The organism is Candidatus Manganitrophus noduliformans (genome assembly GCF_012184425.1).
Classification (GTDB): domain Bacteria; phylum Nitrospirota; class Nitrospiria; order SBBL01; family Manganitrophaceae; genus Manganitrophus; species Manganitrophus noduliformans.
Genome location: NZ_VTOW01000009.1, coordinates 58,930 through 81,724, shown reverse-complemented (window position 1 = coordinate 81,724; position 22,795 = coordinate 58,930). Strand labels below are relative to the sequence as shown.

17 protein-coding genes, 1 pseudogene and 1 CRISPR repeat array are annotated in these 22,795 nt (G+C 49.1%); all 18 genes and pseudogenes read right to left on the bottom strand.

Annotated elements, in window-relative coordinates; all coding sequences use genetic code 11:
* Positions 1-459: 459 nt before the first annotated feature.
* The 18 genes and pseudogenes from MNODULE_RS23500 to MNODULE_RS23410 all read right to left on the bottom strand — a co-directional run bounded on the left by MNODULE_RS23500 (position 460) and on the right by MNODULE_RS23410 (position 22,653).
* Positions 460-756: a type II toxin-antitoxin system RelE/ParE family toxin gene (locus MNODULE_RS23500; protein WP_168063637.1), complete on the bottom strand. Its 297-nt coding sequence runs from the start codon at positions 754-756 to the stop codon at positions 460-462.
* The gene (locus MNODULE_RS23495; RefSeq protein WP_168063636.1) at positions 757-1,029 is read right to left on the bottom strand and encodes a type II toxin-antitoxin system ParD family antitoxin; all 273 of its coding nucleotides are present in this window, start codon (positions 1,027-1,029) and stop codon (positions 757-759) included.
* 702 nt (positions 1,030-1,731) lie between these two features.
* Positions 1,732-3,435: a group II intron reverse transcriptase/maturase gene (gene ltrA / locus MNODULE_RS23490; RefSeq protein ID WP_168063635.1), complete on the bottom strand. Its 1,704-nt coding sequence runs from the start codon at positions 3,433-3,435 to the stop codon at positions 1,732-1,734.
* A 590-nt stretch (positions 3,436-4,025) separates the two neighbouring features.
* Positions 4,026-5,804 (bottom strand): ATP-dependent helicase, encoded by a 1,779-nt coding sequence (locus MNODULE_RS23480; RefSeq protein ID WP_168063634.1) that lies wholly within the window; start codon positions 5,802-5,804, stop codon positions 4,026-4,028.
* On the bottom strand, positions 5,770-6,795 hold the full coding sequence (locus MNODULE_RS23475; protein WP_168063633.1) for a toprim domain-containing protein: 1,026 nt from the start codon (positions 6,793-6,795) through the stop codon (positions 5,770-5,772). The genes MNODULE_RS23480 and MNODULE_RS23475 overlap by 35 nt, the downstream gene beginning before the upstream one ends.
* A 67-nt stretch (positions 6,796-6,862) precedes the next feature.
* On the bottom strand, positions 6,863-8,422 hold the full coding sequence (locus MNODULE_RS23470; RefSeq protein ID WP_168063632.1) for a recombination directionality factor: 1,560 nt from the start codon (positions 8,420-8,422) through the stop codon (positions 6,863-6,865).
* A 25-nt stretch (positions 8,423-8,447) separates the two neighbouring features.
* Positions 8,448-8,783, bottom strand: a complete 336-nt coding sequence (locus MNODULE_RS23465) for a hypothetical protein (RefSeq protein ID WP_168063631.1) — start codon at positions 8,781-8,783, stop codon at positions 8,448-8,450.
* Positions 8,784-9,132: 349 nt separating this feature from the next.
* Positions 9,133-12,399: a CRISPR direct-repeat array (repeat unit 37 nt; unit sequence GTTTCAATCCTTGTTTTGGTGGAACCTTCTCTTCAAC).
* A gap of 169 nt (positions 12,400-12,568) precedes the next feature.
* Positions 12,569-13,171, bottom strand: a complete 603-nt coding sequence (gene cas4 / locus MNODULE_RS23460; RefSeq protein WP_168063630.1) for a CRISPR-associated protein Cas4 — start codon at positions 13,169-13,171, stop codon at positions 12,569-12,571.
* 54 nt (positions 13,172-13,225) lie between these two features.
* Positions 13,226-13,492, bottom strand: coding sequence for a CRISPR-associated endonuclease Cas2 (gene cas2 / locus MNODULE_RS23455; protein WP_422666775.1), 267 nt, complete (start codon positions 13,490-13,492; stop codon positions 13,226-13,228).
* On the bottom strand, positions 13,380-14,492 hold the full coding sequence (gene cas1, locus MNODULE_RS23450) for a CRISPR-associated endonuclease Cas1 (RefSeq protein WP_202882335.1): 1,113 nt from the start codon (positions 14,490-14,492) through the stop codon (positions 13,380-13,382). The genes cas2 and cas1 overlap by 113 nt, the downstream gene beginning before the upstream one ends.
* Positions 14,493-14,505: 13 nt before the next feature.
* Positions 14,506-15,060 carry a DUF6036 family nucleotidyltransferase gene (locus MNODULE_RS23445; protein ID WP_168063628.1) on the bottom strand — a complete coding sequence of 185 codons (555 nt, stop codon included), beginning with the start codon at positions 15,058-15,060 and terminating at the stop codon, positions 14,506-14,508.
* Positions 15,041-15,193, bottom strand: coding sequence for a hypothetical protein (locus tag MNODULE_RS23440; RefSeq protein WP_168063627.1), 153 nt, complete (start codon positions 15,191-15,193; stop codon positions 15,041-15,043). The genes MNODULE_RS23445 and MNODULE_RS23440 overlap by 20 nt, the downstream gene beginning before the upstream one ends.
* 173 nt (positions 15,194-15,366) lie before the next feature.
* Positions 15,367-15,501, bottom strand: a pseudogene (locus tag MNODULE_RS25600) (CRISPR-associated endonuclease Cas6); the annotation flags it as partial.
* Between the two features lie 14 nt (positions 15,502-15,515).
* Positions 15,516-18,023, bottom strand: coding sequence for a CRISPR-associated helicase Cas3' (gene cas3, locus MNODULE_RS23430; protein WP_168063625.1), 2,508 nt, complete (start codon positions 18,021-18,023; stop codon positions 15,516-15,518).
* Positions 18,020-18,775, bottom strand: coding sequence for a CRISPR-associated protein Cas5 (gene cas5 / locus MNODULE_RS23425; RefSeq protein WP_168063624.1), 756 nt, complete (start codon positions 18,773-18,775; stop codon positions 18,020-18,022). The genes cas3 and cas5 overlap by 4 nt, the downstream gene beginning before the upstream one ends.
* Entirely contained in the window at positions 18,772-19,893 is a 1,122-nt protein-coding gene (locus MNODULE_RS23420; RefSeq protein ID WP_168063623.1) for a CRISPR-associated protein, read from the bottom strand. Before MNODULE_RS23420 ends, cas5 begins: the two co-directional genes overlap by 4 nt.
* Positions 19,890-21,950, bottom strand: coding sequence for a TM1802 family CRISPR-associated protein (locus MNODULE_RS23415; protein WP_168063622.1), 2,061 nt, complete (start codon positions 21,948-21,950; stop codon positions 19,890-19,892). The genes MNODULE_RS23420 and MNODULE_RS23415 overlap by 4 nt, the downstream gene beginning before the upstream one ends.
* A complete protein-coding gene (locus MNODULE_RS23410; RefSeq protein WP_168063621.1) occupies positions 21,940-22,653 on the bottom strand; it encodes a CRISPR-associated endonuclease Cas6 in 714 nt (237 codons plus the stop codon). The genes MNODULE_RS23415 and MNODULE_RS23410 overlap by 11 nt, the downstream gene beginning before the upstream one ends.
* Positions 22,654-22,795: the final 142 nt, after the last annotated feature.

The following is a 22,795-nucleotide window of genomic DNA, read 5'->3' as shown; positions in this document are numbered from 1 at the left end:
CTTACAGGCCTGTGAGACATTCCCTAACTGCTTGGCCAGCTCCAGTAATCCCACCTTCGTCTTGATGATCTTTTGATCCTTACTCATGTCCTTGACTCCTTTCTCCCACTCTCGGGATGAGATCCAAAGACCTTACCATATTGTCAGATTAAATCGTAGTACTTGCAAATTAGGCTTACGATAAAAAGTTTTACCTTAGATTTTGGCGTGTTTCTCTCCAGAATTCATAACTCCTTTCATTGCAGAAGCGGACCGGAGTTCTCCACAGTCATACCAATAGCATTTCCAAGTCCAACCATATGCCGGCGCTTCCCAATGCATTCAGAGCTAATTGTGCGCCGACGTTGGCGGTCAAATTTGATACCGTCGTTGCTAAACCGACCCCGCGGCTCCGGAAAAGTGCGCTGGCCCCAACCGAATTGGGCCACCTTCAATCAGTCTTAAATTGGAGAAGAGTTTCTACTCCTCCTCGAAGTGCGCTCCCACATCCATCGCGGCATGCAGAACACGCACCACGACAATCCCTTTTGGTATTACTTCGTAAAAAATCACATACCGGCCGACCGGGAAGCTTCGCAGCTTTGGGGCCAACTCATCCCGCAGGCGGCCCATCATTGGCTGCTCGGCAAGCATGTTGAATTTGGCCTCGATGAGCTGCAAGAGATCATCGGCCTTGGCTGCATTGTCCTCTGCAATGTAGCTCCAAATTTCGCTCAGGTCAGCGAGGGCGAGGGGAAGCTTGTCGATGACCGGCATCTAGGCCCCAGGTTTCTTGGTTCGCGCGGCGAGTCTCTTCCGCCCCTCCCGCTTCACTTCCTCGATGTCAAAAGGGGTAGCAGGGCCGCTGTTCAACCCCTCTTGGATGGCCTCGCGCAGTTGCTCAAGCTTTGCCGCCCTCAGCCGGTCTTTCTCTTCCATCAGTCGCAGCGCTTCCCGGACAACTTCACTTGCTGAAGTGTAAAGGCCTGAGGCGACCTTTTCCCGGACCATCTGTTCTAATTGCGGCGTGAGATTAATATTCATGCTCATGGCAGACCCCTCTCGATATATTGCTTTTTTCAATTCACTGACTTAATCCTACTATATAGAAAATGGCAGTAATTGTCAAAATCTGACAATCGTCCCTGCTCGCCCCGCGCCGTCGCGCCGGGGTGTGGCGTTCCTCCCGCTGACCAAAGGCCGCCCGAAGGAGCCCGCATACCCCTATCGGCGACGTAATCGACTGGACATACAACGGCAGAAAGCTGCATCCGACGCAGAAGCCCTCCCCGTCCTGCTTCCACCCATAGAAACCTTCTCTGCCCTGCGCGGCCTCGTGATTTCTTCCCATGCGTAGGGGCCATATAGTACGTTCCCGCCAGACAAGCGTCCCGTTTTAGCTCGCTCCCTCCTGCCCTTCCAAAGTCGATCGATAGGCTCCGCCTCCTCGGTGTTCCTACCTTGCACTCTTTTATTGCCTTGCCATTTGCTGAAACAAAGAGGGCTGGCCATTAGCCAGCCCTCCTCTGCTCCCGCCTTTCCCGTGACTACCATCCCCCTCCCCTCGTTTTCGGAATTCTCCCCAGCTCGTGTATGAAGAAGGATGGCTCACGGACCTCATTTTGGACATATCGGGCATGACTGATATAGACCCGCTCTTTCGCCCGCGTGTCGGGTAAGGAGGCAATGTTGCCACCGCCTCCTCCCCTAAGAACCGGACATGAGAGTTTCCCCTCATCCGGCTCAAGCCTTTCAAAGCCCCTTTTGAGGAGCCGGCTTCACCACTTTCAATCCTTGGCTGTGTGCTTGTCTATGGCAATTAGGATGCAACAGGATCATATTGTTGAGTTTATTTAATCCCCCCTTTGCGCGTTCAACCAGATGATGGCAGTTCCATTGAGTTAAGCTTGTAATCTTCTCGTGGCAGATGGGACAGATTCCATCCTGTTCTTTCCAGAGATAAAGCAGCTTCCTTCTCCCTCCTAGGTCTCCCACCATTTTGATATCTAAACGTTTTTCAAAGTAGGTTTCCCATTTTGGATCAAAGGGGTTTGCTTCAGCTCTGACTTTGATATGCCGCGAGATTTTTACACTGGTTGCCTTAAAGAGAAGTCTTACCGGCAGCGTTTCTCCTGTATCCTGTTGAATTCTTTTGAGAGAAAACATCCATTCTCGGTTGCCAACTTTGGTGAAATACTTTTCCTTAATCCAGCGGGCTCCCTTGTTTGGATGTCGGCGCTTTACCCATCGCCATAGAAGTTTGTGAATTTGATGATCCACCGACTGGAAGGTTTTCTTGGCGACGATATGCTTGTGATAGTTCGCCCATCCCCTAATGACCGGGTTTAGGAAATCTATCAAGCCTTCTTGTTTTATCGTCATGTTTCCCTTCACGATTCCTCGGACTTTATCCAAGAATGCCTTGATATTTTTCCTGGATGGCATGATAAGGAGTTTATCCTTGTACTTGCGTACGTTTTGCCCGAGGAAATCAAACCCTTCCTCGATATGTGTAATCCTGGTCTTTTCTTTTGAGAGTTCCAGGCCCCTGGTCATGAGAAATTTTTCCACCAGCGGTTTGACCTCATCCTCTAACAGTTCTTTTGATTTAGCGGTGATGATGAAGTCATCTGCATATCGGACCATGTTCACTTGATGGACGCGTTGCATTCGCTCCGTTCTCTTGAACCGTTTTGCCAGTTCTCTTTCCAGTCCATCCAGTGTCATGTTGGCCAAGACGGGAGAGATAACACCTCCCTGTGGTGTTCCAGCCTCGGTCGGATAAAGGGTTTGCTTGTCGATGAATCCCGCCTTGAGCCATTTCCGGAGGATCACCTTATCCATTGGGATATGGGTAACCAGCCAGTCATGGTTGATATTGTCAAAGCAACCTCGGATATCGCCTTCGAGTATCCACTGTGGGCTTTTCGTTTTACCCAATGCAATGAAACATTGGGCGATGGCGTCCGCCGTGGACCTTTCAGGTCTGAATCCATAGGAGTTCAGATCCGCTGTGGTTTCCGAGACCGGTTCTAGGGCCAGGAGATAAAGCGCTTGCATGGCCCGATCCTTCATCGTCGGAATCCCCAGCGGTCGCATCTTGTTGTTGCTCTTCGGGATGTAAACCCGCCTTAAAGGGAGTGGCTTGTAACCACGCCGACTAAGAGACAATATCGCGGCAGACTTGCTTTCTGGGGTAGACCATGTTTTGCCATCGACCCCAGGGGTATGTTTGCCAGGATTTTCAGTCACTCGTCTGACAGCGATTGCTTTACCGGCGAACGAGCGGGTGAGCAGGCGCTCCAAAGTTTTCGCATCGTGGCGCCTGTTCTCCTGTGTTGCCTTTACAATACGCGCTTGCAGCCTCCTGACCGTTCGGTGACACTTGGCCCAATTGATCTGATGCCAAGTCACCTCCTGGTAAGGAGGCGCAGACACAATTTGAATTGTGCTCATCTTGCTTTCCTCCTTAAAGAAGGTTCGTCAAACTCTCTTGTAAAGAAAGACCATACGGAAGTCTGCCCGCTTTCGCGTGAGATGATGTCGCTTTCGCTCAATCCCTATCTACTCCATTACAGAGTAGCCTTCGCTTCCTCCGCTTTCCTCTACCCGCATCCCCATCGGCTTACCTTGCGGTTTGCTTTCCCTTTCGGGAGGAATACGGGTTTACCGTGTTCCGCTTAAATACCAGAGTGGGTTAGACCCTTCCTATTCACCGGTAGCTTGTCTGTCCACGATATAGGAGGTATGAACCTATATTCCAGCTACATACCATTTTGGTTAGAGCCTATCAGCACCTTTGGCTCCTCGTACGTTACGGCGTTTATCGGAAGTTCACATCTGTTGGTCGTACCACTCAAGCCTAGTTCCCTTCCGCCTTGGCGCTGGCAGAAATGTTCTCCCCTCACGGGTTCAACACCAACCTCGCGGCTGAGGCTACATTGTCTCGGGAGCTTTACACAGCGGCATTGCTACTGCTGCATATCCCGATAGGCTACTGCTGGTGAAACAGCAGGTCTCATCCGATGCTCTGTTGAGACAGATATTTAAGCGACTTCACGTCGCACGATACCGACATACATCAACCGGCGCTCCTCCTCCACCGTTCCTCTGACGTGAGGAAGGGTCCCCTGCAGTACACCGACGACGAAGACGACCCGGAATTCCAACCCTTTTGCCCCATGCAGGGTGATGAGGCGAGCGCCTTCTTTCTCTTTGGGAGATCCTCCCAGAATCGCGGCGATCGCCATCTCGTTGATGAAATTGACCACATTGGGTCCCGCGTTTAACTCAAATTGGTCGGCCATCTGTGCCAGCTCCCTGAGATGACCGATCCGTTTATCGATATCCTCCTTGCTTCGACAGATTTTCTGTAGATATTGTGTATACCGAAATTCGACCGACGCCGCTCGCATCAAATCGGAAATACAAAGATCGGAGATCCTGCTACGGAGCCGGTCCAGGCGCGCCAATAGCCGAAGCAGGGCGTCCCGCGCTTCTCCATCGACATAACCATTGTCGACGGCCATCTCGGCCGCATGATAGAGGCTCACCTCCTCCCGCTCGGCAAGATCCTCCAACACATCGACAAGGCGGGACGTGATCCCTGGCTCCAGTTTCAGAACCCGCTCTAATGCCGGGGTGTTCTCCGGAAGGGCGACCGCCGTCATAAGGGCCAGCATGTCTCGGACCTCCCTGATTTCGTAGAAGGAGCGATCACCCGTCTTTCTGCAGGGTATCTTCAACCGCTTGAGCGCGGTTTCCACCGTCGCAAGCTGGACATGACGGCGGGCGAGAATGGCGATCTGTTCTAACGGGGTATCCGATCGCACAAGCGCCTGAATCTCCCGCGCCACGAAATCGGCCTCTTCCACTTCCGATCCGAATCCCAGCACGGCGAGGGCCCCCTCTACCTTGCGGACGGAATAGATCTCCTTCTGAAAACGGCTCCGATTGTTTTTGATTAAGTTGTTTGCCGCGGCGATGACCGCTTTGGGTAGACGAAAACTCTCCCGCAAGGTGATGACCTCCGGGGAGAAATCATCGACGAAGCGACGCAGCACTTCAGGGGTCGCTGATCGGAAAGAGTAGATCGATTGGTCGTCATCGCCGACCACCGCGATGCCGCGCTCCTTTCCGAGCAGCGAGATCAGCGTATATTGCGCGAAGTCACAATCCTGGATCTCATCCACGATAAGATGACGCCAGAGGCTGCGGACCTCGCTTAATGTTCCTGCATCCTCATTGAAAAGGCGAAGCGTCAGATAGACCAAATCGTTGAAGTCGATGCACCCCAGAGTCCGCATTCGCTCCTGATAGGCGTTAAAGATCCGAACGAAGTCCCCTCCTTCACGAACGAGCGCCTCGCCGGGATTCTCTTGCGCCTTAACGCGAGCGGCCTTGCGGGAGAGATCGGCCAAATCGACGGCTGTTTCGTTGATATTGAGTCCATGGATCGCTTCTTTGAGGATTTTGTTTGCCTGCTCCGTCGAGGCAATTGTAAACCCCTCCGAATACCCTGGCAGTTTATGGATATGGAGGCGCAAGATCTGCGCACAGGTTCCGTGAATCGTGCGAATCCAAGTGAGCCGCTTACCGGTCAATGCGAGAATCCGATCCCGCATCTCCTGGGCGCCTTTATTCGTAAAAGTGATCGCGAGGATCTTTTCCGGGTCCTCGCCTTCATGAATCAGCGCCGCGATACGATTGGCGATCGTGTGTGTCTTTCCTGTTCCGGGTCCCGCAAGAATAAGAAGCGGTCCTCCCCGGAAGAGGACCGCCTCCTTCTGTTCAGGATTGAGTTGCTCCGGATTGAGTGATTCCAAGGTATCCCCCCTTTCGCACATGTTCGTTGATATCGGATCCCACGGGCAGATAGAGTTTCAGAGAGAGGACGTTCCGGCTCCGGAATTCCTCCGAAAGCCATGCGGCCGCTTTCTCTCCCGCCGGATCGGCATCCAGACAGAGAACCACCGTTTTCCCGATGAAGAGATTAAGCCACGCCTCGTTAAAGCCCCAGCTTCCAGGGCTGCCGATCGCCGAGAAGCCGAGCTGAAGCAGGGTCAGTGTGTCTATTTCACCTTCGCAGAGAAAGAGAATGGAAGCCTTCCCGATTTCGTCGTGGTTGTAAAAGAAGGTGGCCCATCCGGTGGCAGCAAAGCGCTTAATCTGACGGGCTTCCGCTTGCGCTTTGGTGAGCAGGCAGCGCGCCTGAATCAGTTGAACCGCTCCTCCGACCCGGTAAGGAAAAAGAAGAATCGGGAGCTTCTGTTTTTCGAAAAGATAGAAATTGGTGAGTCCCGCGGACTTAAGCGAATGAAAGCCATATCGCCGGCTTAACGCCCAGGAGGCGCTCGCGTACTGACCGGGACGAAGATAGCCGATCTTCATCTGTTCGATGATTTCCGTCTTCAAACCCCGGGAACGAAGATAATCCATTCCTTCCTCCTGCATTGGGGCGAACTTCATAAACGCCTCCAGAAGTTCCCCCTTTCTCTCGGCAGAGAGGACCGGTCTCTCCGCTTCCGATCGGCGCGGCCGAGCCGGGGGAAGCGGCTGGCGCTCCCCGCGAAGATAGCTGACGGCTTCTTTGAAATCGCACCCGAGCACCTGCATGACCAGGTCGATCACGGACCCGTAGATGCCGCGGCAGACATAGCAGTGATAACGATTGGTGTTGAGGTTCAACCGAAGGGAGGGATTCCGATCGGGCTTATGCGAGAAGCAGCGCGCGCTCTGGCCGATCACTTCCAATCCCAGGCGGCGCGCCACCTGCTGGATCGGAATCGATTTAACGCTCTCCAATGACTCCTGCATCGATGCCTCCAAAAAAAAGAGGCCCCGGGAAACGCCCCGGAGCCTCTCAAGATGATCTTCCTTTTGCCTAGAAGCCGGCCCCTTGGATCTGTCCGGCCGGCTTTCTCTCCACCGTGAGCATCGGCGGAAGTGTGGAGCGTGAAGATTCGCTTTTCCGGCACTCCCGGCAGAGCGTATTTGGATCATGGCCGATCGCCTCGCTCGCCTCGCTTTTGGCCTCGGGATAAAGCAGCGAAGAACAGCGGCGACAATGTGCCCAGGGGGAGCGTTTATAATCCTCGATCGAGCGGTCGAGCTGCTGCAGCTCTCCGAGGGTCAGTTCGCTGAGGCGGTGTTTCCGAAACCGTTCTGAACAGAGCATGATGACCTCCATCGGAACCGATCCTTTCGGCTCCACCTCCTTCTGGATCTTCTCTCGCAATCCGGTGATGGTGGCCTCCTCTGAAATGGCCGGCGTCGCTCCGTCCGAAACAAGAGAAGGAAGACTCTCTGGCTTTACCGGCTTGGATTCCTGGCTGCGGATTTCCTGCGGCTGCGGATCGAAGCGAGGACGCTCCGCGGCGGATGTCTCAGGCGATGTTTCTGTCTTCGTTTCCTCCTTTGTTTCATTCTGGCTTCCTGTAGGCGCCGCCGCTTTTGGATCGCCGCGATCGGCCGCGGCCGCGCTTGGCAGCATCGGCAGAGCCATACTCTCCGGGACGGTGAAACCAGCGTGTTTTACCAACAGATCGGCCAACGGAAATTCAGGCGCCTCAATTCCGAAAAGCCATTGATCGACGCGGCGACGTCTCCCCTTTTTCGGATCCCAGATCGAAACCGAGGCTTTGTATTTAGAGAGCCAGAAGGGAATACCGGCCAGCTCGCGCCCCCTGCGGGAGAGGGCTTTGTTGAATCGCGTGATCTTCTTCAAAATTCCCCGGACCGAATGCCAGGAATTTGTGGGAACCCGCCAGACGTCTGTTCCGGGGACCCCCACAATGAGAAAATGCAGCAGTCCGGAGAGCTTGCAATAATTCTTCTGATACACTGGACATTCATCCGGAACGCAGGGAAATTGCTTTAACCTTCTGCGGAACGGTCGGCTCGGTCCGCCTTCTGGCGGCCCGTCCATACCGATGTCTCTGGTTGCGATCAGTCGGCCCTCCTTCGGCTCGGAGGAGCAGTACAATCCGCTTTCCCGAAAGGCCATCAATTTGTGGGGGATAATGTCCCACCAATCATTCTCCGGAAAGGTGATCCGAACCCGCCGGATCTCGCCGGTCTCGTCGCCGTAGAGCTTTCGGATACGCGCGGCATGCTCCGGATCGGTCCTGCACTCAGATGAATAGACTGAAAAATAGCCGACGTTTTCAGGCCGAAGCTCCTTTCCGATCGCTTTCTCGATCTCTCTCGGAGAGAGATGCTCTTTCATCATCCGCCGATAAGTCTGCATCTCCGCTGCCGACAGCCGATGCGGGCCGTCATTTTGCGGAACCTTGATCCCCGGCCGCAAGACACCGGCATACGTCGGCGAGGCGCGATCATCTAGGATTGATTCCGGCTCATGCCAGAGATGATCCATTTTCCCATCCGCAATCGCATCGCTGAAGGGGATGAACTTATTCGGATGCTTCGAAGTTGTTTTCACGGCACCTCCTTGTCGTGCTGTAGGGTTAATGCACGGGATTTTTAAAGATCTTTTTGTCCCTCCTTATCTGTATCCGAGGGCCGTATTTTTCGACGAGATTCTTCGGATACGGCCCCTCCGGATCAAGCCCAACACGCTTCAGCAGTCGCGCAAAGGCGATTCGCTCCCGGCGGCGTACCGGACCGGAGAACTCCCTTCTGGCAGCCTGAGTATGTCCTCGGATCCTGTTCTGGATCTTAGGATCGCCCTGCCTTAGAAATCGATTCTGTTCTTTGAGGCGATGCCTATCGCAAAGAATAAAATCTTGCATGCTCTCTCTTTCACCGTTCGGAAGTTGTTTAGGATCGTCTTTGAGTTTCATCGCTTACATCCTCATAGAGGCCGGATGTTGTCTATCAGCCAGCCGGTAAGTGCCAGAGAATACCGGGTGCCCTCTTTCCTCTGAACCAACTCCTTCGGACAAAATAAGAAGGCCCTGGTGGCGTGGACCCCAGGGCCTCTGCGATTTCCGGCTCTTTTCTTTCTACCTGCTAGATTGTATTTTACTTCTAACGGAGATAAACCACGGAAGGACGGTCTTTCAGATCGGCGTCAATCGTAATGAATTGACCGCCCTGCTCTTTGGGAGATGGCATCGCCCGAGATGGATAGGGTATCTCCATCCGGATCTTACTGATGTCGGACATCATCAAATGGTTGCCCGAATTATAGTCTCAATCCTTGTTTTGGTGGAACCTTCTCTTCAACTCGTTTAGCCGGGCGTTGACAAGATCGGAGAGGGAAGTGTTTCAATCCTTGTTTTGGTGGAACCTTCTCTTCAACAATCTGTTCGTTGTATCAGCACTAAATCACCGTTGCGGTTTCAATCCTTGTTTTGGTGGAACCTTCTCTTCAACTTGCTGACAGTTCCCGCTTTGTGCGCTCTAACTCCTGCTGTTTCAATCCTTGTTTTGGTGGAACCTTCTCTTCAACTCAACGGGGTTGATTCGGGCGACATACCGGCAGAGTGTTTCAATCCTTGTTTTGGTGGAACCTTCTCTTCAACGAAAACCCCGTGGCGGTCTATCTCTTGGCCGTCCTTATGTTTCAATCCTTGTTTTGGTGGAACCTTCTCTTCAACAAAAAGCGGAGGAAGCGAGGAAAGAGCAGGAGAGAAAGTTTCAATCCTTGTTTTGGTGGAACCTTCTCTTCAACCCGCCGCCGAGCGGCGCGTCAAAAGGAAAGTCCACCTGTTTCAATCCTTGTTTTGGTGGAACCTTCTCTTCAACTTGTGACTGGCTACCGGATCCACCCGGGCCACCCTGTTTCAATCCTTGTTTTGGTGGAACCTTCTCTTCAACGCAAGGGCCTTGCCGCGCTTCCCTGGTATTATCGCTGTTTCAATCCTTGTTTTGGTGGAACCTTCTCTTCAACTTGTTCTCTCGGCTTTTTTCGATCCCCCCCTCCGCAATGTTTCAATCCTTGTTTTGGTGGAACCTTCTCTTCAACCCCCCTCCGATGGGTCGCCGTGCCTCTTGATCCCGCGGTTTCAATCCTTGTTTTGGTGGAACCTTCTCTTCAACAGTCCGTCAAACACTCGAAATCCGATCATGTCGTAGGTTTCAATCCTTGTTTTGGTGGAACCTTCTCTTCAACTGGTATTGGCCGAATTCGTGTGGAAAGGATTTGATCTGTTTCAATCCTTGTTTTGGTGGAACCTTCTCTTCAACTTCAGCCCGCAGATCTGACAGGCCGGTCCGGATGCCCGTTTCAATCCTTGTTTTGGTGGAACCTTCTCTTCAACCGGAAGAACTCCACAGCACCGGCCCCCAGCTCGTCGAGTTTCAATCCTTGTTTTGGTGGAACCTTCTCTTCAACAGTCTTTCCCCGCCTGCCGGCACCACAGCTCATAAAGTTTCAATCCTTGTTTTGGTGGAACCTTCTCTTCAACCCGTCCCGCTCTTTGAGGGGCGGCCGGCATTTATGCTGTTTCAATCCTTGTTTTGGTGGAACCTTCTCTTCAACCTGAAGAAGTTCCTCTCCGACGACGAGGGCTGGATGGTTTCAATCCTTGTTTTGGTGGAACCTTCTCTTCAACCCGAAGAATCGCCTCTTTTCCATCTTCCCCAATCGGTTTCAATCCTTGTTTTGGTGGAACCTTCTCTTCAACTGGTCGATATCCTGACCATTTTCGAAGGGAGGGTTCGTTTCAATCCTTGTTTTGGTGGAACCTTCTCTTCAACCTCGGATCTTCTTTCGCTTTCTTCCCGCGATACCGGAGTTTCAATCCTTGTTTTGGTGGAACCTTCTCTTCAACTGTGCAAGAGTCATTAGATAGTATTGAGAAGAAGTTAGAGTTTCAATCCTTGTTTTGGTGGAACCTTCTCTTCAACCAGAAATCTCTTGAAGAGATGGCTTTTGACAATTATCGTTTCAATCCTTGTTTTGGTGGAACCTTCTCTTCAACTGGGTCTTCGACGGCTGGAGCGTACACATCGGATCTTGTTTCAATCCTTGTTTTGGTGGAACCTTCTCTTCAACCGGATGCAGCGGGGAGTATGTCCCGCCGTCCACGATGTTTCAATCCTTGTTTTGGTGGAACCTTCTCTTCAACATGAAGGTCGAACACGGTGCAAGGTTTGTCCAGATCGGTTTCAATCCTTGTTTTGGTGGAACCTTCTCTTCAACCTCGACGAGATCGAACGGCGGAACGTCGTCGTTTCGTTTCAATCCTTGTTTTGGTGGAACCTTCTCTTCAACTCTGTTTTCGCTGCACGGGGCAGGTGGATCAGATTCGTTTCAATCCTTGTTTTGGTGGAACCTTCTCTTCAACATTTCATTCGGAGTTGTTACCGTAGGGGTATTAGGTTGTTTCAATCCTTGTTTTGGTGGAACCTTCTCTTCAACACGTTGAACTGATCGTTTGCCCCCACACCGCCGCTGTTTCAATCCTTGTTTTGGTGGAACCTTCTCTTCAACCCGCGCATTCTGATTCACCGGGTGGTGAGCTGCATTGTTTCAATCCTTGTTTTGGTGGAACCTTCTCTTCAACCAATCAGCCTAGAGCATAACGGCGGAAACGCATTCAAGTTTCAATCCTTGTTTTGGTGGAACCTTCTCTTCAACTGGTGGTGGGAGATGGGACGTAAAGGCATTGATCTTGTTTCAATCCTTGTTTTGGTGGAACCTTCTCTTCAACCGGGACCCTCTTCCTCCTCTTCTAGATTTAGCTCGCAGTTTCAATCCTTGTTTTGGTGGAACCTTCTCTTCAACTTCCGGCAGTCCGTCTGACTCTACTAACTCGGAAAGTTTCAATCCTTGTTTTGGTGGAACCTTCTCTTCAACATGTCTACTGCCAAGAGGTAGTCGAAAGCGAGGAAGTTTCAATCCTTGTTTTGGTGGAACCTTCTCTTCAACCGTTAGCGTGCCTTGCTTCCCCTGCCCCTGCTAATAGTTTCAATCCTTGTTTTGGTGGAACCTTCTCTTCAACAAGATAAAGCGTACTGGGAATTGACAGACGAGGAAAAGTTTCAATCCTTGTTTTGGTGGAACCTTCTCTTCAACTTCGGGAGGGGGGCGAGGATGTGGAGCTGGTGGTGACGTTTCAATCCTTGTTTTGGTGGAACCTTCTCTTCAACAGGACGGCACCTGAGATTGAGCGCACCACCAGTTTGGTTTCAATCCTTGTTTTGGTGGAACCTTCTCTTCAACACGCCGCCTCCTTAGATCGTCTGCTTGCCGCCGAGTTTCAATCCTTGTTTTGGTGGAACCTTCTCTTCAACTTGTTCCTCCCAGGTCTCCCCAAGGGAGGTGTTGAGTTTCAATCCTTGTTTTGGTGGAACCTTCTCTTCAACAGGCAGATTGGCCAACGCATCAGATCGCATTTCGCTGTTTCAATCCTTGTTTTGGTGGAACCTTCTCTTCAACTTTTTACCTCCTATTGGTTTTAGGCTTGGGTTGAGTTTCAATCCTTGTTTTGGTGGAACCTTCTCTTCAACCGCACTTTGTCTGAAATCTCTTTTGAAACAATGTTTTTGATTCTTTTGAAAAAGGCCTTTTTATGAAGTTTTCTTTCCCGTTTCATCGTTTTTTCTATTTTGTTTTTTACCTATTACATGGTTCTCAAGACATTTTTCTTAAATTAATCAATAAGTCTGATAAAAAAGCTTATTGAACGCAAATATTTCTGTAGCAACAATCGACGCACCGCACGCGGTGGGGGGTTCTTTTGGGGAAATATCCTCTTTGAGTAATCCGCAAAATTTCCTCGATCGCGGCTTGGGCCGATTGAAAATCTTTTTCCGTATATGGGATTTCCTTGATCAGACTGTTGCTTCGGATATAGCAAACATATCCGCGTTTTACTTCCCGCTGGTAAGTATCTTGAATCAGAAGGGCGTACAGAATCGATTGATACCGGTGGGTCCGGTAGACCCCTTCTTTATATTCCGTATATTTGTAGTCGAGCGGGGCTAAAGTCCCGTCGGATAAATAAAGAACCTCGTCGACTTTTCCTTTGAGGTGATATCGATCGGAGGCCAGGTAAACGTCCATCTCTCTCGATGCGCAGCCGAGCTTCTTCCGAACGTAGTCGGGGTTGTTCCGCTTTCTCTCCTCATGAACCTCGCGTCCCTTTAAGACTTTGTAGCGCTGATCTTCGTGCTGCGAGATCTCAAGGCAGTTCATGAAATAAATGAAGCGGGGACAGTAGAGGTATTCGATCACCTCCGATGGGGTAATATAGACTCCCTGTGTTTCGGCAACGTTCATAAGAAATTGAGTAAAAGGTTTGCGCGTTCCGCAACGCTCCGCTGGTGAACCTCACTAAAAGAACTTCGATAAAATCTCGTCCGTGACCAGCTCTTTGTCGAACGCTTGCCCGACCAGTTTAATTTTCTTGAAGTCGGCATCGCAGAAGGGAAAGAGATAGACTGAGTCGTGCTCCGCGTCGATCAGGTCGTTGCAGCGCATCGCCAGCTCATCCATCTGATTCGGATTGAGTGTCCCCAGGAAGACGCTCTTCTGCACCCGGTAAAGCCCCTGCCCCTTGCACGCCTTCGCCACCCGGCTCCGGCGCGGCGTCGATTGTATGTCGTAGACGACCCAGACCAGCACCTTCTTCTCCTTTGATCAGTTCATTGGCGATATGGTGGCACTCGAACTGGATGATATCCCGATTCTTGATGTTTCTTCCCCGATAACGAACCCCCTTTTCGAAGGTCTCGTTCAACGATTCGATCAGGGCAGCCTTCCCCCCCGGATTGAGCGTGAAGCCTCCTTTGATCGCATCAAAAAACTCCTGTTTTACCTTTCTTTGCGAAAAGAGATAGATCACCGTCTGATCGGCCAGAATTCGAAACATTTCGATCAAATCGAAGACAAGCGATTTTTTATTGTAGTTGTCGGTGTGAATGAAGCCGATATACGGATCGAGCCCCGCAATGATACAGCCCTTTTCGACCATCGAATAGAGGACGCCATAACCATAGTTCAGAAGGCAGTTAAATTCATCTTTGGCCGGCTGGCGCGAGCGGCCGTCGAATTTATATCGGTCCGGCATGACGAAGTTGATTGCATCGAAGTAGACCCGTCCGGCCGAGCCTTCCAGACCCATCAATCTCCCCCGTTTCTCCTCCAGCGTTCCCGCAGTATTTTGAATCTTGATCTTTGCTTCTTCGAGACGACGGATATATTCCGAGAGGAGCGCTTCTTTTTCGGGACGACTGTTTTTAAGGCGGTTTAACAAATCGATCTGGTTTGAAAATTTCACTCCCACCCACTCCGCCGCCAGAGCAAGGCCGCGTTCGTCTTGGGCGAACTCCAATTGCTTCCGGCGGATCAAGGTCGTGCTCCCGAGCTTCGAGTGCCAGACCCGGCCGTAAGGATCTCCGAAATCGTCCAAGAAAATCAGATCGATGTTGTTGTCCATCGCCAGCTTGATCGCATCGGTGGAGAGGGTGGCGCTAGTGGTGATGAGGATCGAATCGACCTTCTTCACCGAGACTTCGAAGCTCTTCTCTTCATTTTTCACGAGAAAATTGCTGTCTTTTCTGCGAAGGTACGATCCGAAAGAGTTGATCACCAGCTGCATTGGCCTCTCACGTTCATGAATGCTCCATCAGGTATGTCAATTCTTCATGAACACCCAAGGAGCGCGCCCAACGATTCAGATACTTCATATTCAACCGCTTTCCCTGCCGAACGATCACAGAGAGGGAATCCTCCAAGTCTCTGGGCCGCCCGGCCTTCAGCTTCTGGAGGATTAAATCTTCCGGACCGGCAACCCAGAGCGGCACAGGTCCTAATGGCACCCGGCGACGCCGCACCAACACGTTTTTGTCATGGTCGTCTCTCGTCGACATCAGATCGACCGGAATTCCACTCCAGAGAAGCCGCACATGTTTGTCGCGGATCATTGGATTGTGATCCGCCCATTCGGTGTCGAGTGAAAAACCGCGGTTCTGAAGAGCCTGCAACAAATGGTCACGCTTTTTTCCCTCCAGAACCATCAACACATCCAGATCTTGCGTCGCGCGGGGCTGCCCCCACGCCCCCAATGCAAGCGCGCCGACGATGCAATAGCGAACACGCTCTTTTTTAAGGCCGACGATGAGTTCGCGCAACGCCTGCTCAATTCGCTCACTCCATTCCGTTGTCACGTCGAGTCTTCCGGTTTTTGAGATTCGCTCTCATCGTTGTCCGCGCTTCATCCCAACGCCACAACAGTTGATGGGCCGCGTCCTCGATCTGGTGCGCCGAGGCCTTGGGGTTTTCTGTTTTGAGACTCGACATCAATTGCCTCCATCCCTGTCCGGATAAGGCCAATACCTGGCAGAGTCCTTCTTCCGCCGTCGCCGGCCAGACCGTTGACCTGAATTCCTCCTTCACAAGATTCAAATGCTTCAACCAAAAGGGAGGAAAAGGCAAACCGTTCTGTTTCTCTAAATCTTTCCGGATCTCTCGTCTCATTCGAAAGCTCTCTCTGAGGCCTGCGCTCGCTTGATTGTCCCAAACCCCCGCGACACCGATTTGCCGAGGCCGATGTAGTCGGGGAGATCGAAGTTCACCGAGAAGGTCCCTTTGAACCCGGTCATCTCCACGCCATGGACCTAATTTAAAAAATAATCTGTGAGGGTGAAGATTGGCTTTGGTTATAGCGAAAGCCTATTCCAGCAGACTCAGCAATATCAAAATCATAAATGTGTCTATTATCGGTAACATCCACATAGGGAAATAATTCTCTTGATGAGTCAACGTAATTGATATCTAATATCCTGAACTGCCATCTGTAAAGCCCCAGTGTATTCTCGGCGAGGCCCCCACGGGCATCCAAGAGTTCCAATTCCCATTGATTGATCTTGAATCTTTCACCCTGAACTGATTCCCATGCTGCCTTTACCCGTTCTAGAAGTTCCATACTGACCTGATTATGGATTAGAAAGATCCTCGTTTTCTCATCTTCGCCACGGAGCATTTGTTTTATCGTTTTTGTTTGCAGATCAAACCTCAGTTTTCTTAACGCTTGCCCAAGAGCCATCGCATCAGTATCCTTCTGCGCTCGTGTATGGAGCCAGTTAAAATAACGTTGCACTAGATTGAGAAACTTCGTTTCTTCAAGCTCATCTGATTTGCACTGACCAAGCATATCGACTGTGACGTCCACTTCCAGAGAATGTCCATCTGAATCTCTTCCATAAATAGCATGAGCATGCAATTTCTCGTTGGATTTAACACAAACCAGATAGACCACCCCTCTTTGAGGATTACCCCAGTTTCTATTGGTACGCCCTGCCGCCTGAATAATAGAATCCAGGGGCGCTATATCACGCACGGTTGCATCAAAATCCAAATCTACGCCAGCTTCTACTGTCTGAGTAGCGATAAGAATGGGTGCTCCTTTATTTTTTATATCCTCCTTAACCTGCGCGATAATTGCAGCCCGGTGAATTGGCAGGAGAGCAGCGGTTAAACTGTAGACACGCCTTCCTAAATAACGCTCGGTTAACTCCTCGTATATTTTTTGAGCGCAGCGGACGGTATTTAGAATCACCAAAAGCGATTGGCCCGTATGACCTACAAGTAAACTGTCCAGGAATTTTAGCAGTTCATCCTCGTCCATAGGCTCCTTAATCTTTTTGATAGAAAGGTTCGTTCGTTTTAGTTTCTTATAGTAACGATTCGGGTTTTCTACCAAATGACCGGTTCCTGGTACTTCAAAGTCAGGACATGTTGCACTGCTGATAATAAAATGGCTTTTACCGATTTTACAGAGAAGGTTCACAAACTCAGCAAAAGTAGTCCACGCTTTATATGGTACTCCTTGAATTTCGTCCAAAAGCACAACCGCATTGAACAGGTTGTGAAATCTGGAAGCAAAGGCCTTCTTCTCACTTAGGAACGCATAGAGCAACTGATCGAATGTAGTCACGATAAAGGGTTTGTTCCAGATGTCGGCATGGAATTTTATCGTATCCCTGTCCGTTCCATCGGCCATGCTCCCTGCACCCAGATCTGAAAGAGAGTGATATTTTAGGATGTTGTCGCTCCCAAGAATTTTTGCATACTCCTCGTACGACTGCTCAATGACCGACAAAAAGGGGAGCGCCACAATAACCTTAGGCCGCATCCCAGCTTTCACCATCAGATTAGCGACTTTTAGTCCAGCATCGGCGAGAATGAGTGTCTTGCCCATACCCGTAGGAAGAGATAAATTCCAGAAGCCTCCTGTTTGAACCTTCTGAGGTGTGATGGCGGAGAGCGTATTGCCTACTTCTTGGTAAGCCATGTTCCTCATATCGTTCAAAACCGTTTTAGGGACGTTTGAAAATTTTTGTGTGCGATATACATCGACCGATCGTTCATCTAGGGTGTAGGGGAGGATGGAACTGTCCTTCTCTCCAGTCACAAGCCAAAACTTGTCCGATTCCAGCAGAATGGAGTAGAGAAACATCGTAAGTATATTGAGTTCAAAAGTTGTACGAGTACTGGCAATCTTTGTAAACGTCTTACGCACTTCTATGGCGACTTTTCTAAAGTCAAGATGCTCACAGACTTGGGCGTTAAATCCCCGACCAGAGCCGGAAACAGAAGGAAAGTTTAGGACGAACATTTGCGGATCTAAAGTTTCATACATTCGTGCGAGATCTTCCAGAGTTGTATTTTCAAAGCCATCAGTCAAGGTCTCACTTACCCATCCCTGACTCTTTAGTGATCCGTGATGACTTGCGCATGTAAGAAAAATAGATGCCGCTAGTTGTTCTCTAATTCCTTTAGATTTATTGGAGAATGACTCACATGCTACCTTGAAAGCACATAAGCCGGATAGTAATGAATGGTCTTTTAGCCTTTCGTTTGCTATTAAACCCGCTTTCACAAAAGCTTTAGATAAATCGTGCCTATGGGCAGTTTTAAGATAAATCTGAAAATACTGGGTGCCTTTTCCGAAATCGTGGAATAGAGCGCATAGGTAAATAGCATCTTCAACGTCTTCTCGTTGAAAACTCGGGAACTCAAATTGTTTTGAGCGAACAATTGCCAAAGCGCGATCTGCTACCCGCTGAGCATGGGCTATCCAAGGGAGAAATTTTCCTGATTCCAGTTTATGAGAATAGATTGGTTTCATATCAACGGAATTGTTAGCCCATCATCAATGACATGATTAAAATCCATAGCTAATCGACCTGGGATCCCGATAGCCCCCATATCCATCAGAAATTCCCCATGGTGGAATGCAAAGCTTTCCGTTACGGCGCTTTGTGCTACCACTTCTGTCAGACGCACGTTATTTCTCCGTAGCTCCTGCACATCCAGTTGCGCTGTTTCTTTTGGAACCAATCCTGCCAATTTGCCTGTTCCTGGGCCAGTCGTTTTGATATCGAAATTTAAGACTTTCTCACGAAAATACGCGATCATGTTTGCTGTTCCAAGATAGGGCCGGAAATGGGGGCGGCTCCCTTGAATTCTTTCGGAGAGTTTATTCAAATCAGAATCTTGAGGAAAATGAACATAAGCACGATACTCCGGTTGGTCAATTACCTCCAGCGGGATGCGAGGAGGGGAGTTGTCTTTGAGCCAGTTAACCTCAACTCGTTTACCCCCTTTCTTTCCAGTCAGGCTAAGGACTGCCGGCCCTCTAAGCCCCTTTACCACCAATATCCTCATTTTGATAGGTTTCAAGGAGCGAACACCAAATCGTATACCGTTACCAACAGCGCACCAAGTTGGCAGGTCCTCCCTCTCTATCCCCATAATAGCGCCTATAATTCCTGCCAATGCGGTTCTTGGAGGCAGCGGATATGTTGTCCGAGAAGTTGTCATATACCATGCCTTGAAATGAGCATAGGTTCCGTAGATATCAAATGCAATCGCTCTCATTGTGCCGGAGTTCCAGGGGGTGGAGTTGAGTCACTATCATTGACAAACTTTCCAGTCAATGAGTCACCTTCTTTTACGATAAGCTTTTTTTCTTTCAACTTGGAAGCGATATTCAGTTTTAATCGATCTGTATCTTCAATAATTCTTACCTCTTTGATCGCTTTTTTGTGCTTAACCAGGACGTCGATAAGTTCTTGCATGTCTATACTGATATCACGATAGTTTTGAGGTTCCTTTTCGGGTTTGTAGCTGGGAAAATCGGATAGCCTTCCGATGCGCCCCTTAATGCCGTCCTCGTATACAACTTCTAAATAGAGAAGTGGCAATTGATTCGTCTTTGATCCGCTAACCCGTGCTTTAATGCCACACCAAAGCGCCTCAACAAAGAGATCTTTATCCTTTCCAGTCATTTTTGTTTTTCCTGCCAGTGTAGCGTCAATTACCGGAGTGAACTGGTAAAGACCATAGTTTACAATCCATTTTTCACCGCGCGTGCCCTGTTCCTGTTCATCTTCACCCTTTACACCTTCTTTTGATCTGAACGTAGATGTGATAGGTATTTTCTGAATTACAATAGGGTGCACCGTCTGGCCCAAAGCACCAAGCTGAATGGGGCCGGTAAGCTGTATACTGTTTTGAGGTAGCTTTACATTTAGCTCATCTAATTTCTTCTTTGTTTCACCTTTATCTTTTACGGTAACAAGCGCCCCAAACAGTCGAACATCAATGTACTTTGCCAAGAACTGCTTCAAAATAAAGTCCGTTCGTTCTCCATTAGGCTTGTTCTTTAAATCTTCCTCCTTCTGAGTAAATCTTTCAAAAACCTCGCCTGAAGTGCCTATTGCGGATTCTCGATCAACAAAAACTCCATAGCTCTTTGATCCATTTTCTTTCAAATTCTTCAAATAACCACGTATCGTTTGCCCCAGGCAGACTCCTGTGATCTCACCCAGGTCTCCTTTTTCAGTGCGGCATCGCCTTGGAATATTCTCATATGGATCCCCATTAGGATTGGTCAATGTGGCGTCCATCAGAAAAAGAACGTCCGAAGAATTCACAAGGATCGGCGATTCGGTAGATTTAGGTTGTTCTATCGGTTTGGAAACTTTAGTGGTCATGATTTTACCCCCTTCTTTTGCTTGGTTTTATCTCCTGGCATGTAATAATAATGATTGGCTCTAAGAACTCCACTGAGAAGCGCAAAGCCGATGATTTGCGGTGTAAAATTCTCGAAACCTCCAATGGTTCTCTCTGTTGAGGCGCTCAAAATGCCCAGTATAATGTCTCCCTTATTTACTTTGAAATCTTTCACATAAAGATAGTCTTTTAGCTTTTCGCCAAAACGCAACATGAATTCTTTGTATTCTGTTTCTCCCAGGCGATAATCACCAGGATAATCGAGAACCCGCATCGTTTTATCATCCTCATCTTGGTAGATAGCAAGGATGCCAAGAGCAATACCAGCAAGAAAAACTCCTTTTTCTGTTCTTGTTTTGTATACCTTTGCCTCGTCTGCTTCTCGAACAGCAGCACTAATTACTTTACGAGGATATTTTTCTTCGAGGGGAAGGTTATTTGTCTCAGAGGAGACCTCGTCAATACTTCCTCCGCTTTCATTTTTCATGATCACATGCTCCATAATTTCGGTCTCCTTTCGCAAGAGATGAACATAGAAAGAAAACTTATGCCAAAGAGACATCCATTCAAAGATCTTAGTCTTTTCTGCTCCCTTTTTGACAAACACTCTTTTTCGTTCTTTCTCTTCTGCGCTACACCAGTAAGCATCAACCCCAATAAAAAAATCAGGAAGATATTCATGAAAAGGTCGTACGCGCTTCTCCAATACTTCGGCCGCTACGAGCCACGGAAGAGTTATCACTTTCAAAGGTTTAGTTTTGGTCTTCTTTGCCTCTTTTCCCTTATTATGTGGTGGAAATAGTGACCAAAAATGTTTTCCTTCCAAAACAAACTTCCTTTCACACAAACCGGCAAAGGCAGACCATTGAGGATTTCTATTTTTGTTGTTTACCAAGTCCGTTATTTCAGCTAAACGAAGAAGCCACGTTGGAACAACATCGTATCCCCTCGCAAGAATAGTTTCAGATGATTTTTCTGCCCTTAACCATATTACGTCAAATGTCAAACATTCTCCTTCAAGCATATCTGCAAGGTCATCTATATTGGTGGAAGCTCCGCGAAGGCTTAATACCTTTTCTCCTCTGCGAGAAAGCTGACTAGCTCCAATCTGTACAAATTTCAAGATATCTTCTCTCAATAGTTTCCAAAACTCTTGAAGATCATCGCGTAAGTTTCGTTGGATACTTCCATGGAGAACACGGGGCGCATGAATTACTCGAACATTTCCCCCAAGAGGGCGGCTCGTGAATTTATCCAGAATCGCCTTCCCCGCCCTGAGACGATCGTGACACCCAGGGCAGATTGGGATCACTTTGTAAGTATCCTCTTTCCGGCCGTAAGGGGCGCTGAAAAGATTGTCCACATTTCCCGGTTTCCAATAATTCATTCGAGAGGATAGGCTACTATTCTTACCACACCACGCACAGCGACCTTGTCCCGCCACCTTTCTCCCGGCGTGTTCCCTGCTCTCTTTCTGATCTGCATTTTGGAGATACGCATCCACTTCCGGAACGTTTTCGGCATGTTTCCCGTCCACGGAGACGCAGAGCAAAAGGCCATTTATACCCTCTGAATTATGGGTGGCTATTCCCTCCGCATATTTGGTAATCGCCTCTGCTATCTTTTTCTTCTCAGTCTCAGCTTTAAAAATTTCCGAGACAGCATTACCAAATTCAATAATACCGTTGGTCTGGCTGTTTCTCATCCTTTCAGCACTTCTATTAAGTTTCTCAAGCTTTCTTAATATGCCTTGGCGAAATTTTTGGATATTCTCCTTCTTTTTTTCATCAGTGTCTTTCTTGTTAAGCCTTAACTTCTCCTTAGCAACCAGACTTGGAAGATAGGGATCAGCTTGTCCTTCAATTCGGGTTGGAAGAACGTCAACTGTCCCAGGGCTCTTCTGCTCTATTCCTATAAATTTAAAAGTATTGTCTATTTTCAGGATAATTATCGGATACTTGTCCCATCCCTTTTGACGGAGGGTTTCTCTTATATCTCCTGTTTTCTCGCCAAGTAAATAAGCGCTTTCAAGCGACATTGTTTTCTCCCTGCGATGCCGGAATAGTGGTTCCCCACCCTGAAGATGAAGACTTTCCGATTCCCCATAAAAAGGGAATTTGAAAATGAGTTTGAAATCGACATCGAATACCCCGCATCAGAACACCTTTGAAGAGAGAGGGAGACTCGGACCAGCGACCTTGAACGGTTGCTCTAACATGTGGAACAAGGAAGAACCCCAAGCCTTTCGCCATTGACAGAAAGTTCCCGGCCAATACCTTGTTCAGCAATTTATGTTTTTCCACTTCATTTGCCGTGGAGTAGATTTTTTCGTTTTCTTGGTTCAACGCAAACCAAGGAGAGGTGAATACATATTCATATTCTTTATCTGTGGGGCCAAATAACACATCCTGAACTTCTATTTTTTTCTCCACAATCCGAATTCTACGCCCACCAAGGACAATTTCAGGAAGGGTGGCAAATACCTCGACCAAAATTCCGGCTTCCTCCCCAAGGGCAGTGATCACTCCCATTCCATCCATCGTCTTAAATTGGATATGAGGGTGGCGATAAATCAATTCTCCCGATAGAGTGCGCTGAGCCAACTGCGGATAATGGGGACAGAGGCGGGCTATTGCAGCACGTAAGCCCTGCCCTGTTACCGGCTTGTTTCCTTCGAGACGAAACGTTAATATGCCGTGCCGTATTTTTATGGTTTCTTTGAGATTTACTAATCGAGCCATTTCAATCTATCGGGGCCTCAACCCGTCCTCATCTTGTTTCACATACCGCGGGCCGATTTTGATGAATCGCTCCATTCAGTCCTACCTTCCAAAAACTTCACGCGCCCGTCGAACGGCTTAAAAGATTTAAACGGCTTCAACG

Bases quoted from the DNA above. Each gene is read 5' to 3' on its own strand.
- MNODULE_RS23500 (WP_168063637.1), bottom strand. From the start codon at position 756: ATGCCGGTCATCGACAAGCTTCCCCTCGCCCTCGCTGACCTGAGCGAA.
- MNODULE_RS23495 (WP_168063636.1), bottom strand. From the start codon at position 1,029: ATGAGCATGAATATTAATCTCACGCCGCAATTAGAACAGATGGTCCGG.
- ltrA (WP_168063635.1), bottom strand. From the start codon at position 3,435: ATGAGCACAATTCAAATTGTGTCTGCGCCTCCTTACCAGGAGGTGACT.
- MNODULE_RS23475 (WP_168063633.1), bottom strand. From the start codon at position 6,795: ATGCAGGAGTCATTGGAGAGCGTTAAATCGATTCCGATCCAGCAGGTG.
- MNODULE_RS23465 (WP_168063631.1), bottom strand. From the start codon at position 8,783: ATGAAACTCAAAGACGATCCTAAACAACTTCCGAACGGTGAAAGAGAG.
- cas4 (WP_168063630.1), bottom strand. From the start codon at position 13,171: ATGAACGTTGCCGAAACACAGGGAGTCTATATTACCCCATCGGAGGTG.
- cas1 (WP_202882335.1), bottom strand. From the start codon at position 14,492: ATGCAGCTGGTGATCAACTCTTTCGGATCGTACCTTCGCAGAAAAGAC.
- MNODULE_RS23440 (WP_168063627.1), bottom strand. From the start codon at position 15,193: ATGTCGAGTCTCAAAACAGAAAACCCCAAGGCCTCGGCGCACCAGATC.
- cas3 (WP_168063625.1), bottom strand. From the start codon at position 18,023: ATGAAACCAATCTATTCTCATAAACTGGAATCAGGAAAATTTCTCCCT.
- cas5 (WP_168063624.1), bottom strand. From the start codon at position 18,775: ATGAGAGCGATTGCATTTGATATCTACGGAACCTATGCTCATTTCAAG.
- MNODULE_RS23420 (WP_168063623.1), bottom strand. From the start codon at position 19,893: ATGACCACTAAAGTTTCCAAACCGATAGAACAACCTAAATCTACCGAA.
- MNODULE_RS23415 (WP_168063622.1), bottom strand. From the start codon at position 21,950: ATGTCGCTTGAAAGCGCTTATTTACTTGGCGAGAAAACAGGAGATATA.
- MNODULE_RS23410 (WP_168063621.1), bottom strand. From the start codon at position 22,653: ATGGCTCGATTAGTAAATCTCAAAGAAACCATAAAAATACGGCACGGC.